Annotated in this window: 17 protein-coding genes; 15 read left to right on the top strand and 2 right to left on the bottom strand. The window is 36.6% G+C overall.

The genetic code is table 11. From position 1 onward, the window contains the following. Positions 1 to 111: 111 nt before the first annotated feature. From M3189_RS02985 to M3189_RS02945, 9 genes are all read left to right on the top strand, one after another. Positions 112 to 1,332 carry an ATP-grasp domain-containing protein gene (locus M3189_RS02985; RefSeq protein ID WP_251631778.1) on the top strand — a complete coding sequence of 407 codons (1,221 nt, stop codon included), beginning with the start codon at positions 112 to 114 and terminating at the stop codon, positions 1,330 to 1,332. A gap of 228 nt (positions 1,333 to 1,560) precedes the next feature. Then, positions 1,561 to 2,295, top strand: coding sequence for a YheC/YheD family protein (locus M3189_RS02980; protein WP_251631777.1), 735 nt, complete (start codon positions 1,561 to 1,563; stop codon positions 2,293 to 2,295). A 106-nt stretch (positions 2,296 to 2,401) separates the two neighbouring features. Continuing rightward, positions 2,402 to 4,642: a YheC/YheD family protein gene (locus M3189_RS02975; protein WP_251631775.1), complete on the top strand. Its 2,241-nt coding sequence runs from the start codon at positions 2,402 to 2,404 to the stop codon at positions 4,640 to 4,642. A gap of 20 nt (positions 4,643 to 4,662) precedes the next feature. Next, positions 4,663 to 5,739, top strand: coding sequence for a YheC/YheD family protein (locus tag M3189_RS02970; RefSeq protein ID WP_251631774.1), 1,077 nt, complete (start codon positions 4,663 to 4,665; stop codon positions 5,737 to 5,739). Positions 5,740 to 5,772: 33 nt separating this feature from the next. Then, positions 5,773 to 6,792: a YheC/YheD family protein gene (locus M3189_RS02965; RefSeq protein WP_251631773.1), complete on the top strand. Its 1,020-nt coding sequence runs from the start codon at positions 5,773 to 5,775 to the stop codon at positions 6,790 to 6,792. Between the two features lie 244 nt (positions 6,793 to 7,036). Then, positions 7,037 to 8,593 (top strand): fatty acid--CoA ligase family protein, encoded by a 1,557-nt coding sequence (locus M3189_RS02960; protein ID WP_251631772.1) that lies wholly within the window; start codon positions 7,037 to 7,039, stop codon positions 8,591 to 8,593. Positions 8,594 to 8,711: 118 nt separating this feature from the next. Then, positions 8,712 to 9,443 carry an AzlC family ABC transporter permease gene (locus M3189_RS02955; protein ID WP_251631771.1) on the top strand — a complete coding sequence of 244 codons (732 nt, stop codon included), beginning with the start codon at positions 8,712 to 8,714 and terminating at the stop codon, positions 9,441 to 9,443. Beyond that, entirely contained in the window at positions 9,433 to 9,741 is a 309-nt protein-coding gene (locus M3189_RS02950) for an AzlD domain-containing protein (protein ID WP_179158275.1), read from the top strand. Before M3189_RS02955 ends, M3189_RS02950 begins: the two co-directional genes overlap by 11 nt. Before the next feature lie 96 nt (positions 9,742 to 9,837). Next, positions 9,838 to 11,109 carry a M48 family metallopeptidase gene (locus M3189_RS02945; RefSeq protein WP_251631769.1) on the top strand — a complete coding sequence of 424 codons (1,272 nt, stop codon included), beginning with the start codon at positions 9,838 to 9,840 and terminating at the stop codon, positions 11,107 to 11,109. 60 nt (positions 11,110 to 11,169) lie between these two features. Here the strand turns inward: M3189_RS02945 and M3189_RS02940 are convergent, their stop codons facing one another. Then, positions 11,170 to 11,403, bottom strand: coding sequence for an IDEAL domain-containing protein (locus M3189_RS02940; protein WP_095248569.1), 234 nt, complete (start codon positions 11,401 to 11,403; stop codon positions 11,170 to 11,172). A 187-nt stretch (positions 11,404 to 11,590) separates the two neighbouring features. Between M3189_RS02940 and M3189_RS02935 the strand changes: the two genes are divergently transcribed. After that, positions 11,591 to 12,163 carry a competence protein ComK gene (locus M3189_RS02935; protein WP_251631768.1) on the top strand — a complete coding sequence of 191 codons (573 nt, stop codon included), beginning with the start codon at positions 11,591 to 11,593 and terminating at the stop codon, positions 12,161 to 12,163. Between the two features lie 4 nt (positions 12,164 to 12,167). Here M3189_RS02935 and M3189_RS02930 read toward each other — a convergent pair whose 3' ends face one another. Next, positions 12,168 to 12,533 carry a hypothetical protein gene (locus M3189_RS02930; protein ID WP_251631766.1) on the bottom strand — a complete coding sequence of 122 codons (366 nt, stop codon included), beginning with the start codon at positions 12,531 to 12,533 and terminating at the stop codon, positions 12,168 to 12,170. Between the two features lie 229 nt (positions 12,534 to 12,762). On the opposite strand from M3189_RS02930, the gene M3189_RS02925 reads away from it, so the two are divergent. The 5 genes from M3189_RS02925 (at position 12,763) to addA (ending at position 22,399) form a co-directional block, all read left to right on the top strand. After that, entirely contained in the window at positions 12,763 to 13,713 is a 951-nt protein-coding gene (locus tag M3189_RS02925; RefSeq protein ID WP_251631764.1) for an LCP family protein, read from the top strand. Positions 13,714 to 13,755: 42 nt separating this feature from the next. Then, positions 13,756 to 14,409 carry a TVP38/TMEM64 family protein gene (locus M3189_RS02920; protein WP_251631756.1) on the top strand — a complete coding sequence of 218 codons (654 nt, stop codon included), beginning with the start codon at positions 13,756 to 13,758 and terminating at the stop codon, positions 14,407 to 14,409. A 5-nt stretch (positions 14,410 to 14,414) separates the two neighbouring features. After that, positions 14,415 to 14,969: a signal peptidase I gene (gene lepB, locus M3189_RS02915; protein ID WP_251631755.1), complete on the top strand. Its 555-nt coding sequence runs from the start codon at positions 14,415 to 14,417 to the stop codon at positions 14,967 to 14,969. Positions 14,970 to 15,135: 166 nt separating this feature from the next. Next, positions 15,136 to 18,630: a helicase-exonuclease AddAB subunit AddB gene (addB, locus tag M3189_RS02910; protein WP_251631747.1), complete on the top strand. Its 3,495-nt coding sequence runs from the start codon at positions 15,136 to 15,138 to the stop codon at positions 18,628 to 18,630. Further along, positions 18,623 to 22,399: a helicase-exonuclease AddAB subunit AddA gene (addA, locus tag M3189_RS02905; RefSeq protein WP_251631744.1), complete on the top strand. Its 3,777-nt coding sequence runs from the start codon at positions 18,623 to 18,625 to the stop codon at positions 22,397 to 22,399. The genes addB and addA overlap by 8 nt, the downstream gene beginning before the upstream one ends. Positions 22,400 to 22,405 lie beyond the last annotated feature (6 nt).

The raw sequence follows: 22,405 nt of genomic DNA, 5'->3' as shown, positions 1-22,405 counted from the left end.
TAAATTCTTTTCATAAAACATGTGAAATACGTAAAAATTCCATACAAAACTCAAATTCCTTCATAATATATAGGGCGTTCATCTTTGTCAGGGGAAATAGGAGTGAGGATAATGAGGACGATTATATTTATTGGTTTGAATAAATCCGGATCAAGTAGAGAGGCAGTAAAAGCGGCAAATGAATTAGGGTATTATACAGTTGTTTTTACCAATCAGGAAAAGCAAATCCAGCAAAGAAGTGAGTATAAGGATGTTCATCAACTGACTTTAGTGGACCTTAGCAATATTGAAGAAATAATAAAACAAATTGAACGAATACTGAATCGTGGAAATGAAATAATGATTATTACCAGTTTTGTCGCAAAGTTCGTTCAAACAGCTTCAATGTTGGCTGACATATACTGCGAAAACTATTTATCAACGGAAGCTCTTGCTATTATGGAAAATAAAGAAAAAACTAGATTATTTTTTACAAACCAATCCTTTACACCCAGCTTTACGTTACTAACAAAAGATATGTCAATGCCTTATGATCTAGCTTACCAGAAAGTAAAGTTCCCGGTGGTAGCGAAGTGTGCTACTTCCACTGGCTCAAAGGACGTCATCTTTGCAGAAAATATGAGGCAACTAGAAAAAAACGTAAATAAGCTGCGTTCCAATAATCCAAGTGAAACCATCATCATTGAAGAATATGTGGAAGGTGACCAATATTTAGTAGAGGTTCTGGTCAGCAACTGGATGATTCTTATTGGTGCCGTCATTAAACAAGAAATTACAAAAGGGAAACGATTTATTGTAACAGGATACGGGGTATTGGCAGAAGTACCGCGACATCTAGAAGCAAGTTTACTGGATTTAATTGAAACAATCGTGTCCTCTTTAGAGTTTCAAAATGGTGCCTTTCATTTGGAACTAAGATTGACAGAGGATGGCTGGAAACTAATCGAAATAAATCCTAGAATTTCTGGTGGGGCAATGAACAAGATGATTCATGCTGCTTTTGGTTATAGCTTAGTGGAGGAAACACTAAAGTTGTTAATAGGAGAGATTCCTTCATTAGTAAAGGTAAGAAACCATTATGTTTTTACACAGTATGTCATCCTTGAAAATAAAGGCATTTTAGAACAGGTAACAGGCAAGGGAAGGGCTGCAGCTACACCTGGTGTGGAAGAAGTATATGTCAAGCCAAAGAGAGGAACATATGTAACCCCTCCTTTATCAATGGGGCAACGTTATGCTTATGTAATTGCCAAAGGAGATACGCTTGAAGAGGCAGAAAATAGTGCAAAGCAGGCAGCGAATGAGATTACCTTTCACTTAAGAAGAGAGTAAAAAAGATCCCCACACTGGTTTATGGGGGTCTTATCGTTTACTTGTATTCATTATTTTTTAAGCTTGTTGCTTAAAAGTCCAAGCCTTCTTAATTCCTTAGAATAAATTATGAGTGAATAATAAACTTCAAAGTGTAAATGACCAGAATATCCAGATTTTTCGAATTAACCTTATTGGTTTGTTCCGAGGAATTTGGCTGTTTTTAATTAGGAAGGGGAAACAAATAAAATGCGTGTTTCTGCTGGGAAATGGACAAAACATAAATTGATGTTGGAGGATGAAAAGCTTGCTGCCTTTTTGCCTGATACACAATATTTGGATAGAACCTCCTTATCTATAATGTTAGACAAATATAATCAAATCATGGTAAAGCCGTGCCACGGTTTTCAAGGGAGAGGTATTATCCAAATCTCTTCATTATCTGATGAAAGCTTCGAACTTCATATTGAACGCAGGAAATCATACATGAGCAAAAAAGAGAACATCTACGATTACTTAAAAGAGAATTACTTTCCAAGAAAAAGACAACGGTATATCGTCCAGCAAAGAATTCCACTTGCAACAATAAATAATAATCAATTTGATGTTCGGGTAATGGTACAAAGGAAAAAGGATTCTTTGGAATGGGTAGTAACGGGTAAACTTGCTAGGGTGGCAGCAAATAATTTTGTTGTTACTAACGTAGCAAAAACAGTTTTATCAGTAGAAGATGCTATAGATAATTCACTGATAAACAATGACAAGATGAAAGATATTGTCGCTGATTTAGAGGAGGTTTCCTTGTTAATTGCGAAGAAATTAGCAAATTCCTATACCCAAAAACGTGTATATGGAATAGATCTGGGTATTGATTTAGATGGGAAGGTCTGGATTATTGAAGCAAACCTAAGACCTGCTGTTTCCATGTTTAAATTATTAAATGATGGCTCTTATGAAACCATTAAATCTTATAAAAAGGGATGAAAAATGGCTATGTTTATCATCTGCCTATACCTTTTAATGAGAATTGAATATAAATTATGGTAAAGGTCCTAATTACCTATTTATATTAGGAGGCGGAGGAAATAGGATGAATTCGGTTGGTGTACTGCTTTCTAAAAGGGAATGGAGTAAGTTACTTAGCCAAAAAAACAAAAAGGACGAAATTTGGCATATGTATGCTAAGAAGGGTAGAGAGTTAGGCCTTAAAATTCAATTCTTTACACTTACTGATATTTCTCTCGAAAGTTTAAAAACACAAGCAATTGAACATCAAAATAATTCAATGAAAAAAAAGGATACAGTTGATATCCCATCAATTATTTATAACCCAACAATATTTTATAAAAAAAAGAATATCAAAAAATTAAGGGAACTTTCTAATCACCCTAAATTTCAAGTCCTTAATGAGCACCATATCATAAAGAAAAAGGAATTATCTGCATTAATAGATTCATATTCTGATATCAAAATAGATATTGAGGAAGAAAACGACGCTAACAATACTTTATTTACTTTATATGTAGTAGGTCAGAAAAAGTTAAATAATAAATGGAAATCCCCGATTATGTACGCAAAAGATTCTAACCAAAACTTTTACTTTATAGAAGAAGCATCAATGGATGTATTATGGGAGTGCAGCCTAAAGGTTTTAGATATCATCCACTTTTATTACCCTGGAATTTTCGAGATTGGCATTGTATTTTCATTAAATAAAAATGGTGCCTATTCTTTAAGTTCAACCTGTTCAATCAATACCATTGTTAAAGACATTTTTGGATGGAACACCAAGATTTCTGAGAAAATATGTAAATTCCCATTTAAGGTTGCTAAGGAAATACTACAACAAAAGTATTCTCACGATGGTATCAGTAATGAATATAGCCTGGCCTATCCATCACAACCAACCAAACTTTTATCAACTCCAGAATCTGAAGATAACCAGATCATGCTTTCAAATGAGGAAAGTATTCATCTCTGGATTAAATTGAAGGAGTTTCAGGACGAGCAAATGTGCCTGAAAATACCAATGCATCAGTCAAAATTAATCACTAGTGACCAAATCTCCCTTCAGTTTGGAATTAAAGAACAAATATGTAAACTTGACAACATTGAAAGTGATTTTCGATTAAACCGCAATTCATTTACCAATCCTGCAGAAGTATATATTTCTAGTTCTCTTTTAAAGAAGCTGCATATCCCTATAGACTTGATATATCAGTTGAAAATATCAAAAGATAAAATAATTATTGGTCCTTCCATTGGGCTGTTGCTAGGGGAAAACAATCAACTATATAATCCAACCTATATGGAAAAGTACTCTGACCGTTTGGGGGAATATGAGAAATTTGGCGGCTTAGTAATGGCCTTTTCCACCCGTTCCATCGATTGGGAGGAAAAGATAGCCTACGGGATGCTGTATGATCCAACTCAAAAAAAGTGGAGATATGATTCTGCACCGATTCCAGCTGCCTTATACCGAAGGAATTTCCATCAAAATCTTGATAGGGTTAACCAGCTAATTGAAATGACCCATAAGAATTTATTCAATTCCCATTACTTTAAGAAATCTGATCTAATTTTATTAAAAGATGAAACTGAAATTCGTAACCACGTCCCGGCCACCCATCTATTGAAAAAAATCGATGAATTAATTGAATTTATTCGGGATAGGGAAAAGGTTATATTAAAGCCCGTTAGCCTTTCACGAGGGCGAGGCATCTTTATACTAGAAAAAAATCCAAAACAAGATGGTGGGTATATTTTATACGATCATCAAAATGAAATTCTACGCCGACATTTGATTCCAAATAGTAAAGGATTAGAGGAAATGTTAAAGGAGTTGAAAATATTAAATAAGCAATATTTGTATCAAACCTACATTCCGCTTCTAAAAATATATAACCGCCCCTTGGACGTAAGAGTTGTTATGCAAAAATATGATAAAAATAGCTGGAAATGCTCCGGTATCGAATGCAGAGTTGCCGGTGAAAATGAGGTGTTAACGAATATTGCAAGAGGCGGAGAAGCTATGACCTTGGAGGAAGTAGTAATTGGTTCAGGAATTAATCAACCATACGATAAGATTTATGAGAGTATTATAAATCTGTGTCAGAAGTTCTGTAATTTAGTAGATATAAAGGACGAACATTATGCAGAATTTGGTTTGGATATCGGCCTTGATCAAGAGGGGTTTCCATGGATTATTGAGGCAAATATTTTTCCGAGTTTTAAAGGCTTTAAAGAAATGGACTATGAAATGTATTCGAAAATACGCACTCAGCCTATTTTTTATGCTGTTCATATACAAGGATTTAGCACCGGATCTTAGAAATAAGGGAGATTAGAAAAATGAATACTCCAACTGTTGGAATATTAGTAAGTGGGTTGATATACAGTGGAATTAAGAATAACAGATCTTATCTTGAGGAAGTCGGTTTTTATGAAGAAGCCTGTAGGCAATATGGGCTTAGTCCTTGCATATTTAGGATAAAAGATATATCGCTTGAGACAGGTCAAATTAATGCGTTAGTAAAAGGTGTTATGGGAAAATATGAATTAAAAGTTATTACCATCCCCAAAGTTATTCATAATCGTGGCCTTTATTTTAGAAAGGATTTAAAGATAAAGCTAAAAAATCTTCAAAAATTGGGGGTTATAATTTTTAATGATAGGAATCGTTATGGAAAATGGGATGTTCAAGAAATATTAATGAAAAATGAAGAATTGCGGCCCCATTTGCCTGAAACGAAACGAGCAAGTTCGTTGAATTTCACAGAAATGCTAAAGAAGCATAAACAGCTAATGATTAAGCCAAATAGCGGAAGTCTAGGCAGCGGGGTCGTTATGGTGGAAAAAAGAGATAGTGAACTTTGGGAAGTTTATTATAACCAGCGGAGAGAGGCATTTGCTAACGATTGGCCAGAAATTATTCGTAAGAAGGTTTCAAACAAAAATTACATTATTCAGGAACGAATTCAGCTTGCGCAGTTTCAAGGAAACCCTTTTGATTTACGTGTTTCTGTCCAAAAAAATGGATTAGGAGAGTGGCAGGTAACAGGTGTGGTTGGTAAGGTGGCAAAAAAGGGGAATTATGTAACCAATGCTGCAAAAGGTGGTACCTGTAAAACGCTGACTGAATTATTAAGCAATTACTCTGACTGGGATTTCAACGCAGTCTATCAATCTATTGAAGACTTATCAATAAAAGCGGTATCTGAATTAAATAAGTATTTCCCTAACCTAGCAGATGTTGGGCTGGATATTGGTTTAACCAATGAAGGTTTTCCCATGTTTATTGAATGTAATGGCCGTGCTTTTCGAATATTATTTGAAAAGGCTCAAATGTATGACGTATGGAAAGCAACATATACAACACCAATCAGTTATGCACGGTATCTTATTGATTCCAAGATTGATGAGGATTAATTTTATGAAGACTCTCAATGGGATGTGATTTATTTGCAAGGTATCGGTATGCTCCACTTCCGGAAAAATCCTGTAGATGTGAAAAAGGCGTATCCCTTTGCAGCTGTTGCGAAAATGGAGGGTGTTCACTTTTTTTACTTTTCATTTAATAATGTGGATTTTGACAATATGAAGATTAATGGGTGGATGTACGAGGAAGGGAAATGGATTCAAAAACAATTTGATTTCCCTGCTGTTGTGATAAACAGCTGTAATCCAAAAACAGAGAACCAGTCTAGAATATTAAAGAAGTTAAAAAAACATGCCATTTTTACAAGCTTTCCTGTAGGGAACAAAATGAAAGTCTATAAAAAGGTAAAAAAAGCAAAAGTGTTTGCCTCTTATCTAATTCCCTCCACTACTCTACTCAAGCCAGAAGAAATTATTTCATTTCTAAAAAATCAACCGAGAGCCGTAATAAAACCTTTATCTGGAAATCATGGGAAAAAGGTGTTTTTTATCGACAAAACGGAGGCACAGTATAAAGTAACAGAAGGATTCACCATCATGAACATGAATGAGGAAGAACTTAGCAGATACTTTCAGCCAATTATTACGGCACAAAAGTTTCTGATGCAGCCTTTCATCGAATGTAAAACAAAAAATGGTCTTACTTATGATTTTAGATTACATGTTCAAAAGAATGGTAAAGGGAAATGGGAAATCACCTTAATATATCCTCGAATAAGTGGAAATGCAAAAATGATAAGTAATATTAGTAGTGGCGGCTACCGAGGAGAATTAGCCTCCTTTTTAGAAGATGAATTTGATGAGGATGCGAAAAAGGTAAAAGAAAGACTTGAGGACTTTGCTTTAACCTTTTCTGCTCATTTTGATACGTTATATGAACATTCCTTTGATGAGCTTGGTATAGATGCTGGTATTGATGCAAACCAAGGGCTGTGGTTATTTGAAGTCAATTGGAGACCAGGTTCAAAAAATAGGGAATTTGACGTTGCCAAACGCCTTATTCCTTATTGTAAATATCTTTTATATGAAAATAGTATCCCATAAATGAAGTACAAAAAAAATAATGCAAATGTTTTGAAAAGCCCTAACCGTTATTATTTCGGAAATAACAGTTGTAGGGCTTTTTCTTATGTTAAAACAGCGTTGTCTGTTATGCGAGGTGAGGAAGTAGAAATTTGTATCTTTTTGGAACTTTAGGCTTGTATACTTAAATTCCTTTAAATATAATATATTTAGAAAATTGTTATTATTAAGTGAATGAACATTCATTCACAAGGGGAGGGAAATTATGAATTTATCATCAAAACTTCAGGAAACTGCAAGAGAGTCAGCCAGCAAAACTGCTTATTATTTTATGGGCCAAGGAACTACATATGCTGAATTGGATGGGGCGATTACAAAGTTTGCTTCTGGGTTAGAAAAATTAGGAGTAAAGCAAGGAAACCATATTGCTTTATTACTTGGTAACTCACCGCATTTTATTATTGGATTATATGGTGCATTACGGTTAGGAGCTACAGTGATTCCCGTTAATCCAATTTACACACCAGATGAAATTGGATATATAGTAAATAACGGTGACGTAAAGCTTGTTGTCGCACTGGATATGGCCATCCTGTTAGCTGAAAAAGTACATCCTCTATTGCCTAAGGTTGAGAATTTTATATTCTGTGAAACTAGTGATAATGGAATTGCTAAGCATAATATTGAATCACTTACCCTTTACCCTAAAATGAAATCGTTTACAAATGTCGTTGCTTCAGGTGACCTCTCCTTTGAAGGACCTGATTTGCAGGATGATGATACCGCCATTATTCTATATACCTCTGGAACCACAGGGAAACCAAAGGGTGCAATGCTTACGCACAAAAATCTATTCAGCAATGCCAGTGATGTCGGTGATTATTTAAGGATGAACAATCAAGACCGAGTCATCACGACTCTTCCTATGTTCCATGTATTCTGCTTGACGGTAGCTTTAAATGCACCATTGTTAAGTGGAGCAACCTTATTGATTGCGCCTAGATTTAGTCCAAAGGAAATATTTGATTTGGCAAGAGAGTATGAAGCAACTGTTTTTGCTGGAGTACCGACCATGTATAATTTCCTTTTTCAATATCCAGAAGCTAACCCAGAGGATTTCAAAACATTAAGGTTATGTATTTCTGGAGGTGCCTCCTTACCTGTTGCACTGCTTAATAATTTTGAAAAGAAATTTAATGTCACTGTATCAGAGGGGTATGGTTTGTCAGAGGCCTCGCCGGTTACCTGTTTTAACCCACTGGATCGCCCGCGTAAGGCTGGATCTATTGGAACGTCCATTCTTCATGTGGAAAACAAAATAGTCAATGAACTAGGAGAGGAGCTTCCTGTTGGAGAAGTTGGTGAGTTAATTGTTTCTGGCCCAAATGTCATGAAAGGCTATTATAAAATGCCAGAAGAAACAGCCGCAGCCTTACGTGATGGCTGGCTCTATACAGGGGACTTGGCAAGAATGGATGATGAGGGCTATTTCTATATCGTTGATAGAAAGAAAGATTTGATTATTGTTGGCGGGTATAATGTTTATCCTCGTGAGGTTGAAGAAGTCCTCTATAACCATCCTGATGTTGTGGAAGTGGCTGTACTCGGGGAACCAGATTCAGAATTCGGTGAATCCGTGAAATGCTATGTTGTGAGTAAGAATCCGAACACAACCGAAGAGCAATTCCTAGAATATTGCAGGGAGCATTTAGCGAAGTATAAAGTTCCTTCTTCAATTGAGTTCTTAGAAGAACTTCCTAAAAACACAACTGGTAAAATCTTGCGAAGAGCTTTAAAAACTCAAATTACTCAGACCGTATAAAATCATACTGGATATTAGAAATAAAACATGGCTGAATCCTAGCCATGTTTTTTTATTTCATTCTATTTGAAAATTTGATAAAATTTATTTTTGAACATACGGAGAGAAGGGGATTAAGTTGTCGGAGGTTGCTATCGGGAAGGAATCATCTGAATTTAAAAAGGGCCTGCAGGCAGGGATAAGCATTGGGATTGGCTATTTTCCCATTGCATTGACTTTTGGTCTCCTTGCTAAAACAACGGGACTATCTATATATGAATCTGTATTAATGAGTATGATTGTATTTGCAGGCGCTTCACAATATATTTCATTAAGTCTGATAGCCTATGGGACTGGGATAGTTGAAATTGTTTTAACAACCTTTATCGTAAATATTCGCCATTTTCTAATGTCGACAACTTTAAATGAGAAATGTGAAGATGACACTCTAGGGAATAAAATGCTATATTCCTTTGGAATAACGGACGAAACATTTTCAGTCGCAGCGACCAAAGATGGGACTGCGACGACTGGGTTCATGTTAGGTTTAAATTTGTTGGCGTATTCGAGCTGGGTTATATTTACTGGGGTTGGTCATTTGATAGGGGCAAGTCTTCCTCAAACATTACAAGAAAGTATGGGAATTGCCCTCTATGCGATGTTTGTGGGACTCTTAGTACCATCTTTGAAAAAAAGCAGTAAGGTGTTATTTCTAGCAGTACTTGCCGCAATCTTTAATTCGATTTTTACGCTGGGCGGCGTGATGGCACAAGGATGGTCAATTGTGGTTTCAACGATTCTGTCTGCTGTTTTGATGGAGCTGATTGAAATGGTGAAGGCAAAGCATTGGGGTGTTAACGATGAAAAGTGAAATTCTCTGGATGATTATTGGGATGGGTTTAGTTACATATATACCGAGAATGCTGCCGTTCGTATTGTTTAAAGGTAAGGAGCTTCCACCGTTTATCCAAGGGGTGCTAAAAAACGTTCCATATGCAACATTGGGTGCATTAATTTTCCCGGCGATTCTTTTGCTGCAAAAGGATGATATATGGTATGGAATAGCAGGTGCTGCCGCCGCATTTGCTGCAGCTTTCTTAGGGGCAAATGTCATTATTGTGGTTTTAGGATCTATAACAGTCCTTGCCCTATATTCATATTTTCTTTAAGTCGGTAAATCCGGCTTTTTTTAGTGTTCTAAATATTATCTTTTTAACTAAACTATATATAGGGAGGTTGTACAAAAAGGAGGGACAACACATTACATGGTTAGGAAAATGGGATTCTATGCGGTTTTAGCCTATATATTATATGGATTATTTTTTTACTGGTATTTATTTCACTTCGCAGATACAAGCCTGCCTTTTGAATATCAAGGAACAAAAGCAGATCCAGCCACTTTTTTAAATGGTAGAGAGTTAATGTTGAGTGAAGAGTATTCGAAAATAAGGAATTTGTTATTCTTTCTTTCCACACCATTTGAATGGCTTTTCTATTTTTTAATTTTATTATTTGGATTTTCGAAGGCATTTAAAAAATGGGCAGAGAGTTCGTCGAAGTATAAGCTTCTGCAAACTGCTATTTATCTTATATGGCTTTCATTTTTTGCTTTTGTAGCGACATTCCCTTTAAGCTATATTAGTTATTCCTTGTCTAAAGCGTATAATATCTCAACACAAAGCTTTGCATTATGGATGAAGGAAGAGCTAATTGATTTTTGGATTAATTATGGAACGTTACTAATCATTGTTCCGGTATTATATTGGCTGATGAAAAAAAGTGTAAAACGCTGGTGGCTCTATGCTTGGGCGTTGTCGATACCTTTTACACTGTTCATGATGTTTTTACAGCCGGTAATTATCGATCCTTTATATAATGACTTTTATCCTTTGAAAAATAAAGAATTAGAAACAAAGATATTGGAATTAGCAGACAAAGCTCAAATTCCTGCAGAACATGTCTTTGAAGTGAATATGTCTGCTGAGACAAATTCATTAAATGCCTATGTAACTGGTATTGGCGCAAATGCAAGAATCGTATTATGGGACACAACCTTAAATAAATTATCAGACGACCAAATTTTATTTATCATGGCACATGAAATCTGTCACTATGTTGAAAATCATATTTATATTGGAATAGCCTTGTATTTATTGCTTTCACTGTTAGGTTTATATCTGACCCATCGAATAATGAATTGGGTGATTGCACGTTTTGGAAAAGAACTAAAAATCCCAGATGCAAAAGATATCCGATCCCTGCCACTTTTTTTCATGATACTTTCGATGTTACTGTTTACCGCCAGTCCTTTTTCAAATTTAATTTCTCGGTATGAGGAAACACGGGCAGATAGATATGCAATAAATATGACCGGGAACCCTGACGCTGCCATTACTTCTTTCCAAGAACTAACCCGCTCAGGCTTAAGTCAGATCAATCCGCCATTCTTGGTGAAGATTTTCCGTTACAGTCACCCTACTATGCTCGAACGAATCTCTATGCTCGAAGAATATGAAATAAAAATGAAGAATAAATAACCAAAAAAGGAATGGAAAAGGAGAGTTTTCTCCTTTCTCATTCCTTTTTTTTATGTGTCTTTACGTCCCAAAGCGTTTATTTATCTCTATAAGCTGTTTGGATAAAAGGTAAAAGTCTTTTTTATCCCGATGGTCAATGGCACAATCAATTTTTTTTAGCAGTTTTTCTTTTTCAACCGTTAATTGAATTTCTGATAAGAGCATATCAATGTATAAATCCTGGACAAAGTTCTCTTTCCGTTGACGTTTCATGGCACCAAGTTTCATTAATTCCGTGTATGATTTCTCATTCATCAAAATCACCTCAGATGCTTTTTAATATTATATGGATTTTTTCTGATAATATCAATAAATATTTATAATTTTCTGACATATATTTTTGTAAAAACTTTGTGAATATATTCGCAACAATTCTGAAAAATAAATAAACCATGAATTAATCATGGTATGATGGATAAAATTGCTAATGGAGTTGAAAATATTGAAGCTGAAGCAAATTGAAGAATATGAGGTTAACCCATTTACAATGTTCATAAAGCCCATCGTATATGGCTGTAAAATTTATTCAGAGGTCATTGAAGTAGAAGATGAATTCTTATCCCCTTTTAAACCGCTTGATATTATCAAGAATAGTTGTGAGTATTATGGATGTGATTATGAAGGTCGCCGGAATGGTACAAAACAGTTAGTCGGTTATGCACATAAAATTCCGATTGCGATTGATCCCACCAACCGCATTTTTTTCTTCCCTACCACATCACCAAACCGCCAAGAGTGTATTTGGATTTCGCATGAACATGTAAAAAAACTGGTTCGAATTAATCCTCAAGAAACTTTAATCCTTTTTAATAATAATCAATCATTTGAATTACCTGTTTCATGCAGTTCGATTACTTCTCAACTGGAGAGAACATCGTATTTAAGGACAAAGTTAATGCAAAGAATTGAATATAATGAACGAAAGTCATTTTATTTATTGCAGCGTCCAAAGAACCTGGAGGCTTCAGAAGAATCTTTCGAATATGGTAAAAAGAAAATTAAGAATAAACATTAACAGCTTATTGAGATGGGTGCTGTTTTAAATAATAAAACTCCATTAATTCTTGAACTTTATTGCGTATTCTTGGATTAAAGTAATTATGAGCCTCTTCATAGCCTTTATATAAAAACATATACATGGTAAAAGCATCATCCCGTTTGGTTTCGATTACTTTGAGGTTATTCTTCTTCATATATTGTTTAACTTCTGCTAATTCCCTTTGAATGATTTTCATGGTTTCTTCAATTAGTGCTATATAAGGTTTTTTTAATTTAAATGGACTCTTCTCCACAACAGACAAATCCCGATTTAAGATAATTAATACCATTGGCAAATAAATGGCTTTTTCCATTATATTACGATCATCCTCTGGAATTCTGGTCATCCTATCTTTGGCTCCTTTCTGCAATAGGAACAAACGTTCCTTTTTATCATACAAAAATCTTGTTGAAAACGCAATGCTAAAAAGCTTGCGTTTTTTATTTGCAAAATTTGGTACTTGTATGAGAAAGTTTTTGATAGAAGGATATTAACTCGGGGAAAATGAATTATATATAGACACATGTAAAAGTACATTAGGGATTTAAAATAATACATAGATGGGTGAGTCGACGATGAGATATGAAAAACATAAAAGGAAAAAAAGAAAATCGACATCTATATTATTAGTTCTGCTGCTCCTATTTGGTGCAAGTGCAGGTTATGTTTATTATCAGTATAAACAAGGAGTAAATCAATCTTTAGAGAAAATTAATAATGAGAATGTAGAAAATAATATAAATGAAAAAGTGTTCACCTTTGAAGGGAAAAAGGGTCAATATGGGGCCACCAATATCCTTTTATTAGGTAGTGATGCAAGAGAAGGTGATAAAGTATCTCGAGCCGATACAATCATGATTGCTCATTATAATGAAGACAAAGGAAGCTATAAATTAACTTCCATCATGAGAGATATCTATCTAAGTATACCTGGTGAGGGTAAGCATAAAATCAATTCCGCCTTTATGCGTGGAGGGCCAGAGCTTATGAGAAAAACAATCAAGGAGAACTTTGATATTGACTTACAGTATTATGCGATAGTTGACTTTCAAGGTTTTGTACAATTGGTTGATGAAGCTTTTCCAAAAGGAGTAGAAATCAACGTTGAGAAAAGAATGGAAGAATACGTTGATGTACCACTAGAACCAGGTTTGCAAAAGTTAAATGGGGATCAAATGCTTAGCTTTGTACGATTTCGGCATGATGCTATAGGGGATTTTGGCCGAGTTCAACGACAACAGCAAGCACTTCAGGCGATTGGAGAGCAACTTTCAGGCATTCAAACAATTCCAAAGCTGCCAAAATTAGTAGGGGTTGTCAAACCCTATATCAATACAAATATGGATACAGGCGATATATTATTTATGGCAAAGGATTTCTTTGGAAAAGACAGAGGAAGTATTGAAACCTTTAGAATCCCTATTGAGAATGGTTATAGAGATGCAAATATAAAAGGGGAAGGTGCTGTTTTGGAGTTAGATTTAGAGGAGAATAAAGAGGCTTTTCACCAATTCCTAACTCAGTAAGCAAACTAAACAACACAAAGCATGAAAGTAAGGAGTAATCATATGGACTTTGAAGCAATCAAGGCATGGTTCACACTAGAAAATATCATGGACTTAATTCAGGAGTATCGATCTTTTGGACCATTTCCAGGGATAGTGCTGCCCATGCTTGAAGCATTTTTACCGTTTCTGCCGTTGGTATTATTTGTAATGGCGAATGCAAGTGCTTTTGGGCTATGGCTCGGTTTTCTATATTCTTGGCTGGGGTCTTGTTTAGGGGCATTACTACTCTTTTTACTTATAAGAAAATATGGGCAAAAAAGAGTATTTTCATTTTTTTCAAAACATCCAAAGGTTAGAAAGTTGATGGATTGGGTTGACCGTCACGGTTTTGGTCCTCTCTTTTTGCTGCTATGTTTCCCGTTCACACCTTCAGTGGTTGTGAATATTGTAGCGGCGCTTTCAAAAATCAGTATATACCAGTATATGCTTGCCGTGGCAATTGGCAAAATGGTAATGATTTTCACCATGAGTTTTGTAGGATATGATCTTCGTTCATTGATTACTCAGCCTTACCGCACAGCAGTAGTTTTTTTAGTTATTTTTATTCTTTGGTATGTTGGAAAAAGAATTGAAGTAAGATTGAATAAGAGTATGGAAAATGACCATAATGAGGAGATAAATAGAGGGAAAGAATTGAAGAAAAGGAGGAGCTAAAAATAATGAATATTGAATGGAAAAAAGAGGGGATTGAATGGATTAAGGCTTTTGCAATTGGAATTATTATTTTTGCTTTTATACGAACATTTTTCTTTTCTAACTATGTTGTTGAGGGAGAATCCATGATGCCTACCCTCCAGGATGGAAACAAATTAGTAGTCAATAAGCTAGGTTACCAAGTTAGTGATTTGAGTCGTTTTGACGTCATTGTATTTCATGCCAATGAGAAAGAGGATTTTGTGAAACGTGTTATCGGCCTTCCAGGGGACAAAATTGAATTTAGAGACGATCAATTATATATCAACGGACAAAAGTACCAGGAACCGTTTTTATCTGTTTATAGGCAGGAAATACCTGGAATTAAACTCACAGGTGATTTTAGTTTGAAGGAGATTACAGGAGAAAGTACTGTACCAGAAGGAAAGTTATTTGTACTTGGGGATAACCGCTTAGGCAGCTGGGACAGCAGGCATTTTGGTTTCATCTCTGTCAGCCAGGTTGTTGGAAAAGTAGACCTCCGGTACTGGCCGCTTAACGAAATGGATGTACAATTCTAAATATAATCGAAACCTGAGAGTACGATGGATATCGTCTCTTTTTTTTATATAAAAAATTACCATAACTGGTTTAAATCTATGAGAAGTGTTCCAAACGTTTGTGCTCCTTTTGTGATAAAATGAGTGTATGAAACGATAAGGGGTAATCGGAAAGCGGGGTAGAAATATGTCATTAAGAATGATAACTGGAAGGTCGGGAAGCGGTAAAACTCAAATGTGTATGAATGAAATACAAGACCGGCTGCTGGATAATCCAGAGGGAGCACCGATTATTTATATTGTTCCAGAACAAATGACGTTTCAGGCAGAGTATGTACTGGCGACGAATCCCATACTTGGTGGAATGATTCGTGCACAAGTGTACAGTTTCTCACGATTAGCTTGGAGAATATTGCAGGAGACCGGCGGTATAAGCCGGTATCATCTTAGCAGTGTTGGAATAAGCATGCTCATTCGGAGAATTATTGAAGATAAGAAAGACCAATTAAGATTATTTCAGCGTGCAGCTGACAAAAACGGTTTTGTTCAGCAAGTTGAACAGATGATTACTGAATTTAAGCGATATTGCGTTACACCAGAAGAGCTGATACAAGAGGCTGAAAAGAACATTGGAAATGGTGAAACAGCTTCAAGAGCCTTGAAGGATAAACTGAACGATTTAGAAATTATTTATCGACAATTTGAAGATGAAGTCTTTGGAAAATACATCGATTCCGAAGACTATTTTCGTTTGCTTTCAGAAAAGATTTCAGTATCGGCTTACTTGAGAGATGCCGAAGTTTATATAGATGGTTTTTATAACTTTACACCACAGGAATACTTAGTCATAAAGGAATTAATGAAACATTGCCCGAGAGTGACGATTACAATGACGACGGATCGAGATTCCATTACTGCACCTCCAGATGAATTAGAATTGTTTCGCTTGTCGACGGAGGCAAGTTACTCCATTCAAGAATTGGCAAAATCTGAAGGAATTGATATAGAGAATCCAACCTTTCTATCTTCTCAACAAAAATGGAATAATCCATCTCTAAGTCATTTAGAGAGGCATTTTGATACTAGGCCAGCTTCCCCTTATTATGGACAAGCGGATATTCATATTGGTCAAGCAGCTAATCGTAGAGCAGAAATTGAGGGGATTGCACGCGAAATTCTCCAGTTGGTTCGGACTAAGAATTTTCGCTACAAGGACATAGCGCTATTGATTAGAAATGGCAGTGATTATCATGAAATCGTAGAGCCTGTTTTCTCCGATTATCAAATTCCTTATTTTATTGACCAAAAAAGGACCATGCTGAATCATCCGCTGATTGAATTAATAAGGTCAACCCTCGAAGTCATTCAGTCATTTTGGCGATATGAGCCTGTGTTTAGGGTAATTAAAACAGAATTATTATATCCACTTCAAGAAAATCCAGATAAAATGCGGGAGAAAATGGATAGGTTAGAAAACTATGTCCTCGCATATGGAATTAAAGGGAGTAAATGGACGAAAAAAGACCGTTGGACGTACCGCCGTTTCAAAGGATTAGAATTGGAAGCTAATGTCCAAACAGATGCTGAAAAAGAAATGGAACAACAACTGAATGAATTAAAGCTAATGGTATCAGCCCCAATCCTGCGCCTATCTAGAAGGCTGAAAAAAGCAGATTCAGGGAGAAAGCTTTGTGAAGCAATCTATTTATATTTAGAAGAATTAGATATTCCTTCAAAGCTAGAAAATTTAAAAATAGAAGCAGAACAAAAAGGCAATCTTGTAAAAATGCGTGAGCATGAACAAGTCTGGAACGCATGTATTGATCTTCTAGATCAGTATGTTGAAATATTAGGGGATGAAAATGTTTCTTTAAAGTCATTCTCAGCTATTTTAGAAGCAGGGTTTGAATCGCTGTATTTTTCACTTATTCCGCCAGCACTAGATCAGGTAATAATCGGAGATTTAGAAAAATCTAGATTAACAGATATTAGGGCTGCCTTTGTTGTTGGGATAAATGAGGGAATATTACCTGCTAAAATTGCTGATGAAGGGATATTATCTGATGAAGAGCGTGAAATGTTAATAGCTGCTGATTTAACAGTGGCACCCAGCAGTAGGACACGTTTATTAGATGAGAACTTTATAGCCTACAAAGCACTAACTACACCTTCAGAAGCTCTTTATGTCAGTTACCCGCTTGCAAATGATGAGGGAAAAGCATTAATACCTTCTTCGTATATTAAGAGATTGAAAGACATGTATCCTGAAGTAGAAGAGCATTTTTTTGGTACAGATCCTGCTGAGTTAACTGAAAAGGAGCAGTTAAACTTTGTTACTAACCACAAAACAACACTGTCCTTCTTAACCTCACAGCTTCAATTGAAAAAACGTAATTATCCCATATCAGACCTATGGTGGGATGTATACAACTTTTATATCACAAATGAGTGGAAGACAAGGGCAGAAAAGGTATTCTCCTCTCTCTTTTATACCAACCAGACCGTCAAGCTATCAAAGGAAACGGCGGATGAATTGTATGGTGATAGTATTCAAGCAAGTGTTTCAAGGATGGAACTGTATAATGGCTGTGCCTTTTCTCATTTTGTACAACATGGGTTAAAGCTCCGTGAACGCCAAGTATTTCGTCTGGAAGCCCCTGATATTGGTGAGCTATTTCACGCAGCCTTAAAGTATATATCTGACTTTGTAAATGAACAAAAACTTAGCTGGGATTCTCTTTCAAGTAAGCAATGTGAAGATCTTGCTAAGGAGGCAGTGAATGCTTTAGCGCCAAAGCTCCAAAATGAAATACTGCTAAGCTCTGAGCGGCATCATTATATAAAGCGTAAATTAGAACAAATTATTACAAGGGCTTCTCAAGTATTAAGTGATCACGCAAAAGTAAGTGGCTTCTCGCCTATCGGATTAGAGTTGAGTTTTGGAAAGAATGGCAAGCTTCCGCCATTAACGTTTTCATTGAAAAATGGAAAACGAATGGAATTAGCTGGCCGTATTGACAGAGTAGATCAGGCAAAAGGTGAAAATAACAATACCTATTTACGTGTCATTGATTATAAATCGAGTGAAAAGGATGTTAATTTAAACGAGGTATACTATGGACTTGCTCTCCAAATGTTAACCTATTTAGATATCGTCATTACGCATTCGGATGAACTGATAGAAATGAAAGCAAGTCCTGCGGGAGTCCTTTATTTCCATGTTCACAACCCGATGATAAGCACGAACAAATTGCTAACCGTTGAAGAAATAGAAAAGGAAATCATGAAAAAATTCAAGATGAACGGTTTAATGGTCGGTGACCAGGATGTCATCAAACTAATGGACCAAAGTCTTGAGTCAGGTGACTCACAGATTATTTCAGCGGGTATTAAAAAAGATGGCAACCTGACGAAGAAGTCAAAAGTAGCAAGCCTAAATGAATTTGATGATCTAAGGAATTATGTTCGAAACCTCTATCAAACTACAGGGGATGCTATAGTGGACGGCCAAGTTGAAATCGCCCCTTTTAAACTGAAAGATAAAACACCTTGTACATTTTGTTCCTACAAATCTGTTTGTCAATTTGACGAGTCAATTGAAAATCATTACCGAATTCTAACACCACAGCCTAAGGAAACAATCTTTGAATTAATCAGAAAGGAGGCAGGTGTAAATGAGTAATTTTGTAATACCTCCCAAGCCAGCCGGTGCAACCTGGACGGAAGACCAATGGAAAGCCATTATGGAGAAAAATAAAGATATCCTTGTTGCAGCAGCAGCAGGTTCTGGTAAAACGGCTGTCTTGGTAGAGCGGATTATCCAAAAAATTCTTTCGGAAGATGACCCGATTGATGTCGATGAATTATTAGTTGTAACATTTACGAATGCATCTGCGGCTGAAATGCGTCATCGAATTGGCGAGGCATTGGAAAAGGCGATAAATAAAGAACCAAAATCAAGGCATTTGCGCAAGCAGCTAAGCTTATTAAATAAAGCATCCATTTCGACCCTGCACTCCTTTTGTATGGAGGTTATCCGAAAATACTATTATCTCATTGATGTGGATCCAGGTTTTAGAATTGCTGACGAGACTGAGGCACAACTAATTCGGGATGAAGTAATGGATGAGCTGTTTGAAGAGGAGTATGGAATAAAGGATAATGAGCCATTTTTTCGGTTAGTTGATTCCTTTACAAGCGACCGGAGCGATATTGCTTTAATGGATATTGTCCGGGATATTTATGATTTTGCTAGGTCGAACCCTATGCCTAGTCATTATTTACAGTCCATGATTGAAATGTATGATACTACTAAGGTAGCAAATCTTGAAGAATTACCTTTTATACAAGCACTGTTGTTTGATATTCAGCTGCAACTAGAGGGCGCTAAGGAAATGATAGAGCGTGGGTTGGAAGTAACAAAGCTTCCAGGCGGTCCGGCGCCAAGGGCAGAAAATTTCCTAGATGATCTAAAGGTAATTGATATGCTTATCAAGGCAAATCGCGATTCATGGTCAGCACTTTACAATGCTATGCAGACATGGTCTTTCACGAGAGCAAAACAAGTGAAGGGGGACCACTTTGATAAAGAGTTGACTGAAAAGGCTCAAAAATTACGTGATAAAGCAAAAAAGAAAATCCAGGATATCAAAGAAGAGCTTTTTTTAAGAAAGCCAGAAGGCTATTTACGTGATATGGACCAAATGCGCCCTCTAATCGAAACTCTTGTCCATTTGGTTATTGCTTTTTCTAATCGATTTGAGAAAGCAAAACGGGAAAAGGGATTGGTTGATTATGCAGATTTGGAGCACTATTGTCTAGCCATCTTAACAGTGGAAATCAGCTCAGATGGAGTGTTTCTCCCCTCAGAAGCTGCATTAGCCTATAGAAACCATTTTAATGAAGTATTTGTTGATGAATATCAGGACGTCAATATGGTTCAGGAAACCATCTTAAGGCTTGTTGCAAAAGAAGATGAAATCAATGGGAATCTGTTCATGGTCGGTGACGTCAAACAGAGCATTTATCGGTTTCGTTTAGCAGAACCAAATCTATTCTTGGGAAAATATAATCGTTTCAGGCAGGACGGCAATGGGACTGGATTACGAATTGATCTTGCACGTAATTTTAGAAGCCGGAAGGAGGTTCTTGAAGGGACGAACTATCTATTTAAACAAATCATGGGTGTAAGAGTAGGAGAGATAGAATACGATGAAGCCGCTGAACTCCGGCCTGGCGCACCATACCCTGAGGATGAACCATTTCCAATCGAACTATTGTTGATAAATCAAACTAATGATGGGAAGGAATTGCCATCAGAGGCTGCTGAACCAGAAACGGAGACACTACCTTCTGAGTTTGATGAGGTGGATTTAGAAAAATCGCAGCTAGAAGCTAGGGTGATGGCTTCAAAGATTAAACAATTAATTGAAAATGAAACAAAAGTTTATAATCCAAAAACAGCATCATCCCGTCCAGTAATGTATCGAGATATGGTAATCCTGCTTCGTTCCATGACGTGGGCACCTCAAATAATTGAAGAGTTCAAACAACAAGGAATCCCGATTTATGCTAACCTTTCCACTGGCTATTTTGAAGCAACTGAGGTTGCAATTATGATGTCGTTGTTACGGGTAATAGATAACCCGTTCCAAGATATTCCATTAGCTTCAGTCTTACGCTCTCCAATCGTCGGGCTAAACGAGGAGGAACTTGCTCAAATTCGTCTGCATAACAAGGGAACGTTTTGGGAGTCTCTTAAGAGATTCTGTCAGAGCACACCTACAGAAAAAAACGAACAGGTATACGAAAAGGTCCGGCGTTTTTATGATTATTTGGATGAATGGCGTTCCATGGCACGCCAAGGGTCACTTTCAGAACTAATCTGGCAGCTGTACCGGGATACACAGTTTTATGACTTTGTAGGTGGGCTGCCAGGCGGGAAACAGCGGCAGGCAAACTTGCGTGCTTTATACGACAGGGCAAGGCAATACGAGCAGACTTCATTTCGAGGGTTATTCCGCTTTTTACGTTTTGTTGAGAGAATGATTGAAAGAGGAGACGACCTTGGAGCAGCCAGAGCGCTTGGGGAGCAGGAAGATGTTGTTCGGATTATGACCATTCATAGCAGTAAAGGGCTTGAATTTCCAGTCGTATTTATTGCAGGATTGTCGCGAAACTTTAATATGTCTGATATCCGTAAACCATATATGCTCGATAAAGAGTACGGTATAGCTGTAAAATATGTAAATATAGAAAAAAGAATCTCTTACCCATCTTTACCTCAGATTGCTTTTAAGCGCAGAAAGAAAATGGAAATGCTGGCAGAAGAAATGCGCGTTCTATATGTTGCCCTAACTCGGGCGAAAGAAAAGCTTTATTTAATTGGTACAGTGAAAGAAGCAGATAAAAAAATTGAACAGTGGAATGATGTAACTACGAATACAGATTGGCTGCTCAAGGATTATGAAAGAGCAGGTGCAGCCTGTTATATGGATTGGGTTGGGCCAGCGCTTATTCGGCATCAGGATAGTCAAGAATTCAGAAAATCTGAAAATCCACTTGTTCCAACGGAGATTACCTGTCACCCTTCAGCATGGAAAATGACAGTAATGAGCGCTGAAGACGTAAAAAGTCAAGAAGTCATTAAGAAACTGGAGACAGACTCCTTACTAAAACAGGTAGAAATGAAGGAAATGATTCCGATAACTTCTCCCTTTGGAGATGAAATTAAGTCTCGCTTAACATGGGAATATTCCTTTGCCAATGCCTCGACACATCGCTCGAAGCAATCCGTTTCAGAAATGAAACGTCAGCGGGAAATGTCTGATGAGCAAAGTGGTACCGAATTGCTTAGTAAGTTTAAAAAATCAATCACAAAACGTCCTAAGTTTATGCAGGAAAAGTCCTTAAGCCCTGCTGAGAGAGGGACTGCCCTCCATATGGTGATGCAGCATGTTGATTTGACCAAACCTGTTACGACAGAGAAGGTTGAGTCCCAAGTAGAACGGATGGTTAATGATGAACTGTTAACAGTTGAGCAGGCGGAGGTCATTAATCCCCAGCTTATTGTGGAATTTTTTGAGTCGGATTTAGGCAAAAGGATTATCAACGCAAAAGTGGTTAATCGTGAAATACCCTTTACTCTTTCATTGCCTGCATCAGAAGTTTATCCAGCATGGAAGGATGAAGATGAATCTGTTTTTGTCCAGGGAATTATCGACTGTGTTTTTGAGGATGAGAATGGACTTGTTCTTATTGACTTTAAATCAGATGGCATCACTGATCGATACAAGGGTGGATTTATTCAAGCTAAACCAATACTCAAAGAGCGCTACCGATTGCAAATCAATTTATATACAAAAGCATTGGAACAAATCTGGAAGCGAAAAGTCAATGAAAGATATTTATTCTTCTTTGACGGGGCTCATATTTTAAAGCTAGAAAAATAAAAAAAC

The sequence above is a fragment of the Neobacillus niacini genome, assembly GCF_023715415.1.
Taxonomy (GTDB): domain Bacteria; phylum Bacillota; class Bacilli; order Bacillales; family Cytobacillaceae; genus Neobacillus; species Neobacillus niacini_C.
Note: the sequence above shows the minus strand (reverse complement) of the source record. Positions and strands in the feature narration are given on the sequence as shown.

Bases quoted from the DNA above. Each gene is read 5' to 3' on its own strand.
- M3189_RS02985 (WP_251631778.1), top strand. From the start codon at position 112: ATGAGGACGATTATATTTATTGGTTTGAATAAATCCGGATCAAGTAGA.
- M3189_RS02980 (WP_251631777.1), top strand. From the start codon at position 1,561: ATGCGTGTTTCTGCTGGGAAATGGACAAAACATAAATTGATGTTGGAG.
- M3189_RS02975 (WP_251631775.1), top strand. From the start codon at position 2,402: ATGAATTCGGTTGGTGTACTGCTTTCTAAAAGGGAATGGAGTAAGTTA.
- M3189_RS02970 (WP_251631774.1), top strand. From the start codon at position 4,663: ATGAATACTCCAACTGTTGGAATATTAGTAAGTGGGTTGATATACAGT.
- M3189_RS02960 (WP_251631772.1), top strand. From the start codon at position 7,037: ATGAATTTATCATCAAAACTTCAGGAAACTGCAAGAGAGTCAGCCAGC.
- M3189_RS02950 (WP_179158275.1), top strand. From the start codon at position 9,433: ATGAAAAGTGAAATTCTCTGGATGATTATTGGGATGGGTTTAGTTACA.
- M3189_RS02945 (WP_251631769.1), top strand. From the start codon at position 9,838: ATGGTTAGGAAAATGGGATTCTATGCGGTTTTAGCCTATATATTATAT.
- M3189_RS02940 (WP_095248569.1), bottom strand. From the start codon at position 11,403: ATGAATGAGAAATCATACACGGAATTAATGAAACTTGGTGCCATGAAA.
- M3189_RS02930 (WP_251631766.1), bottom strand. From the start codon at position 12,533: ATGACCAGAATTCCAGAGGATGATCGTAATATAATGGAAAAAGCCATT.
- M3189_RS02925 (WP_251631764.1), top strand. From the start codon at position 12,763: ATGAGATATGAAAAACATAAAAGGAAAAAAAGAAAATCGACATCTATA.
- M3189_RS02920 (WP_251631756.1), top strand. From the start codon at position 13,756: ATGGACTTTGAAGCAATCAAGGCATGGTTCACACTAGAAAATATCATG.
- lepB (WP_251631755.1), top strand. From the start codon at position 14,415: ATGAATATTGAATGGAAAAAAGAGGGGATTGAATGGATTAAGGCTTTT.
- addB (WP_251631747.1), top strand. From the start codon at position 15,136: ATGTCATTAAGAATGATAACTGGAAGGTCGGGAAGCGGTAAAACTCAA.
- addA (WP_251631744.1), top strand. From the start codon at position 18,623: ATGAGTAATTTTGTAATACCTCCCAAGCCAGCCGGTGCAACCTGGACG.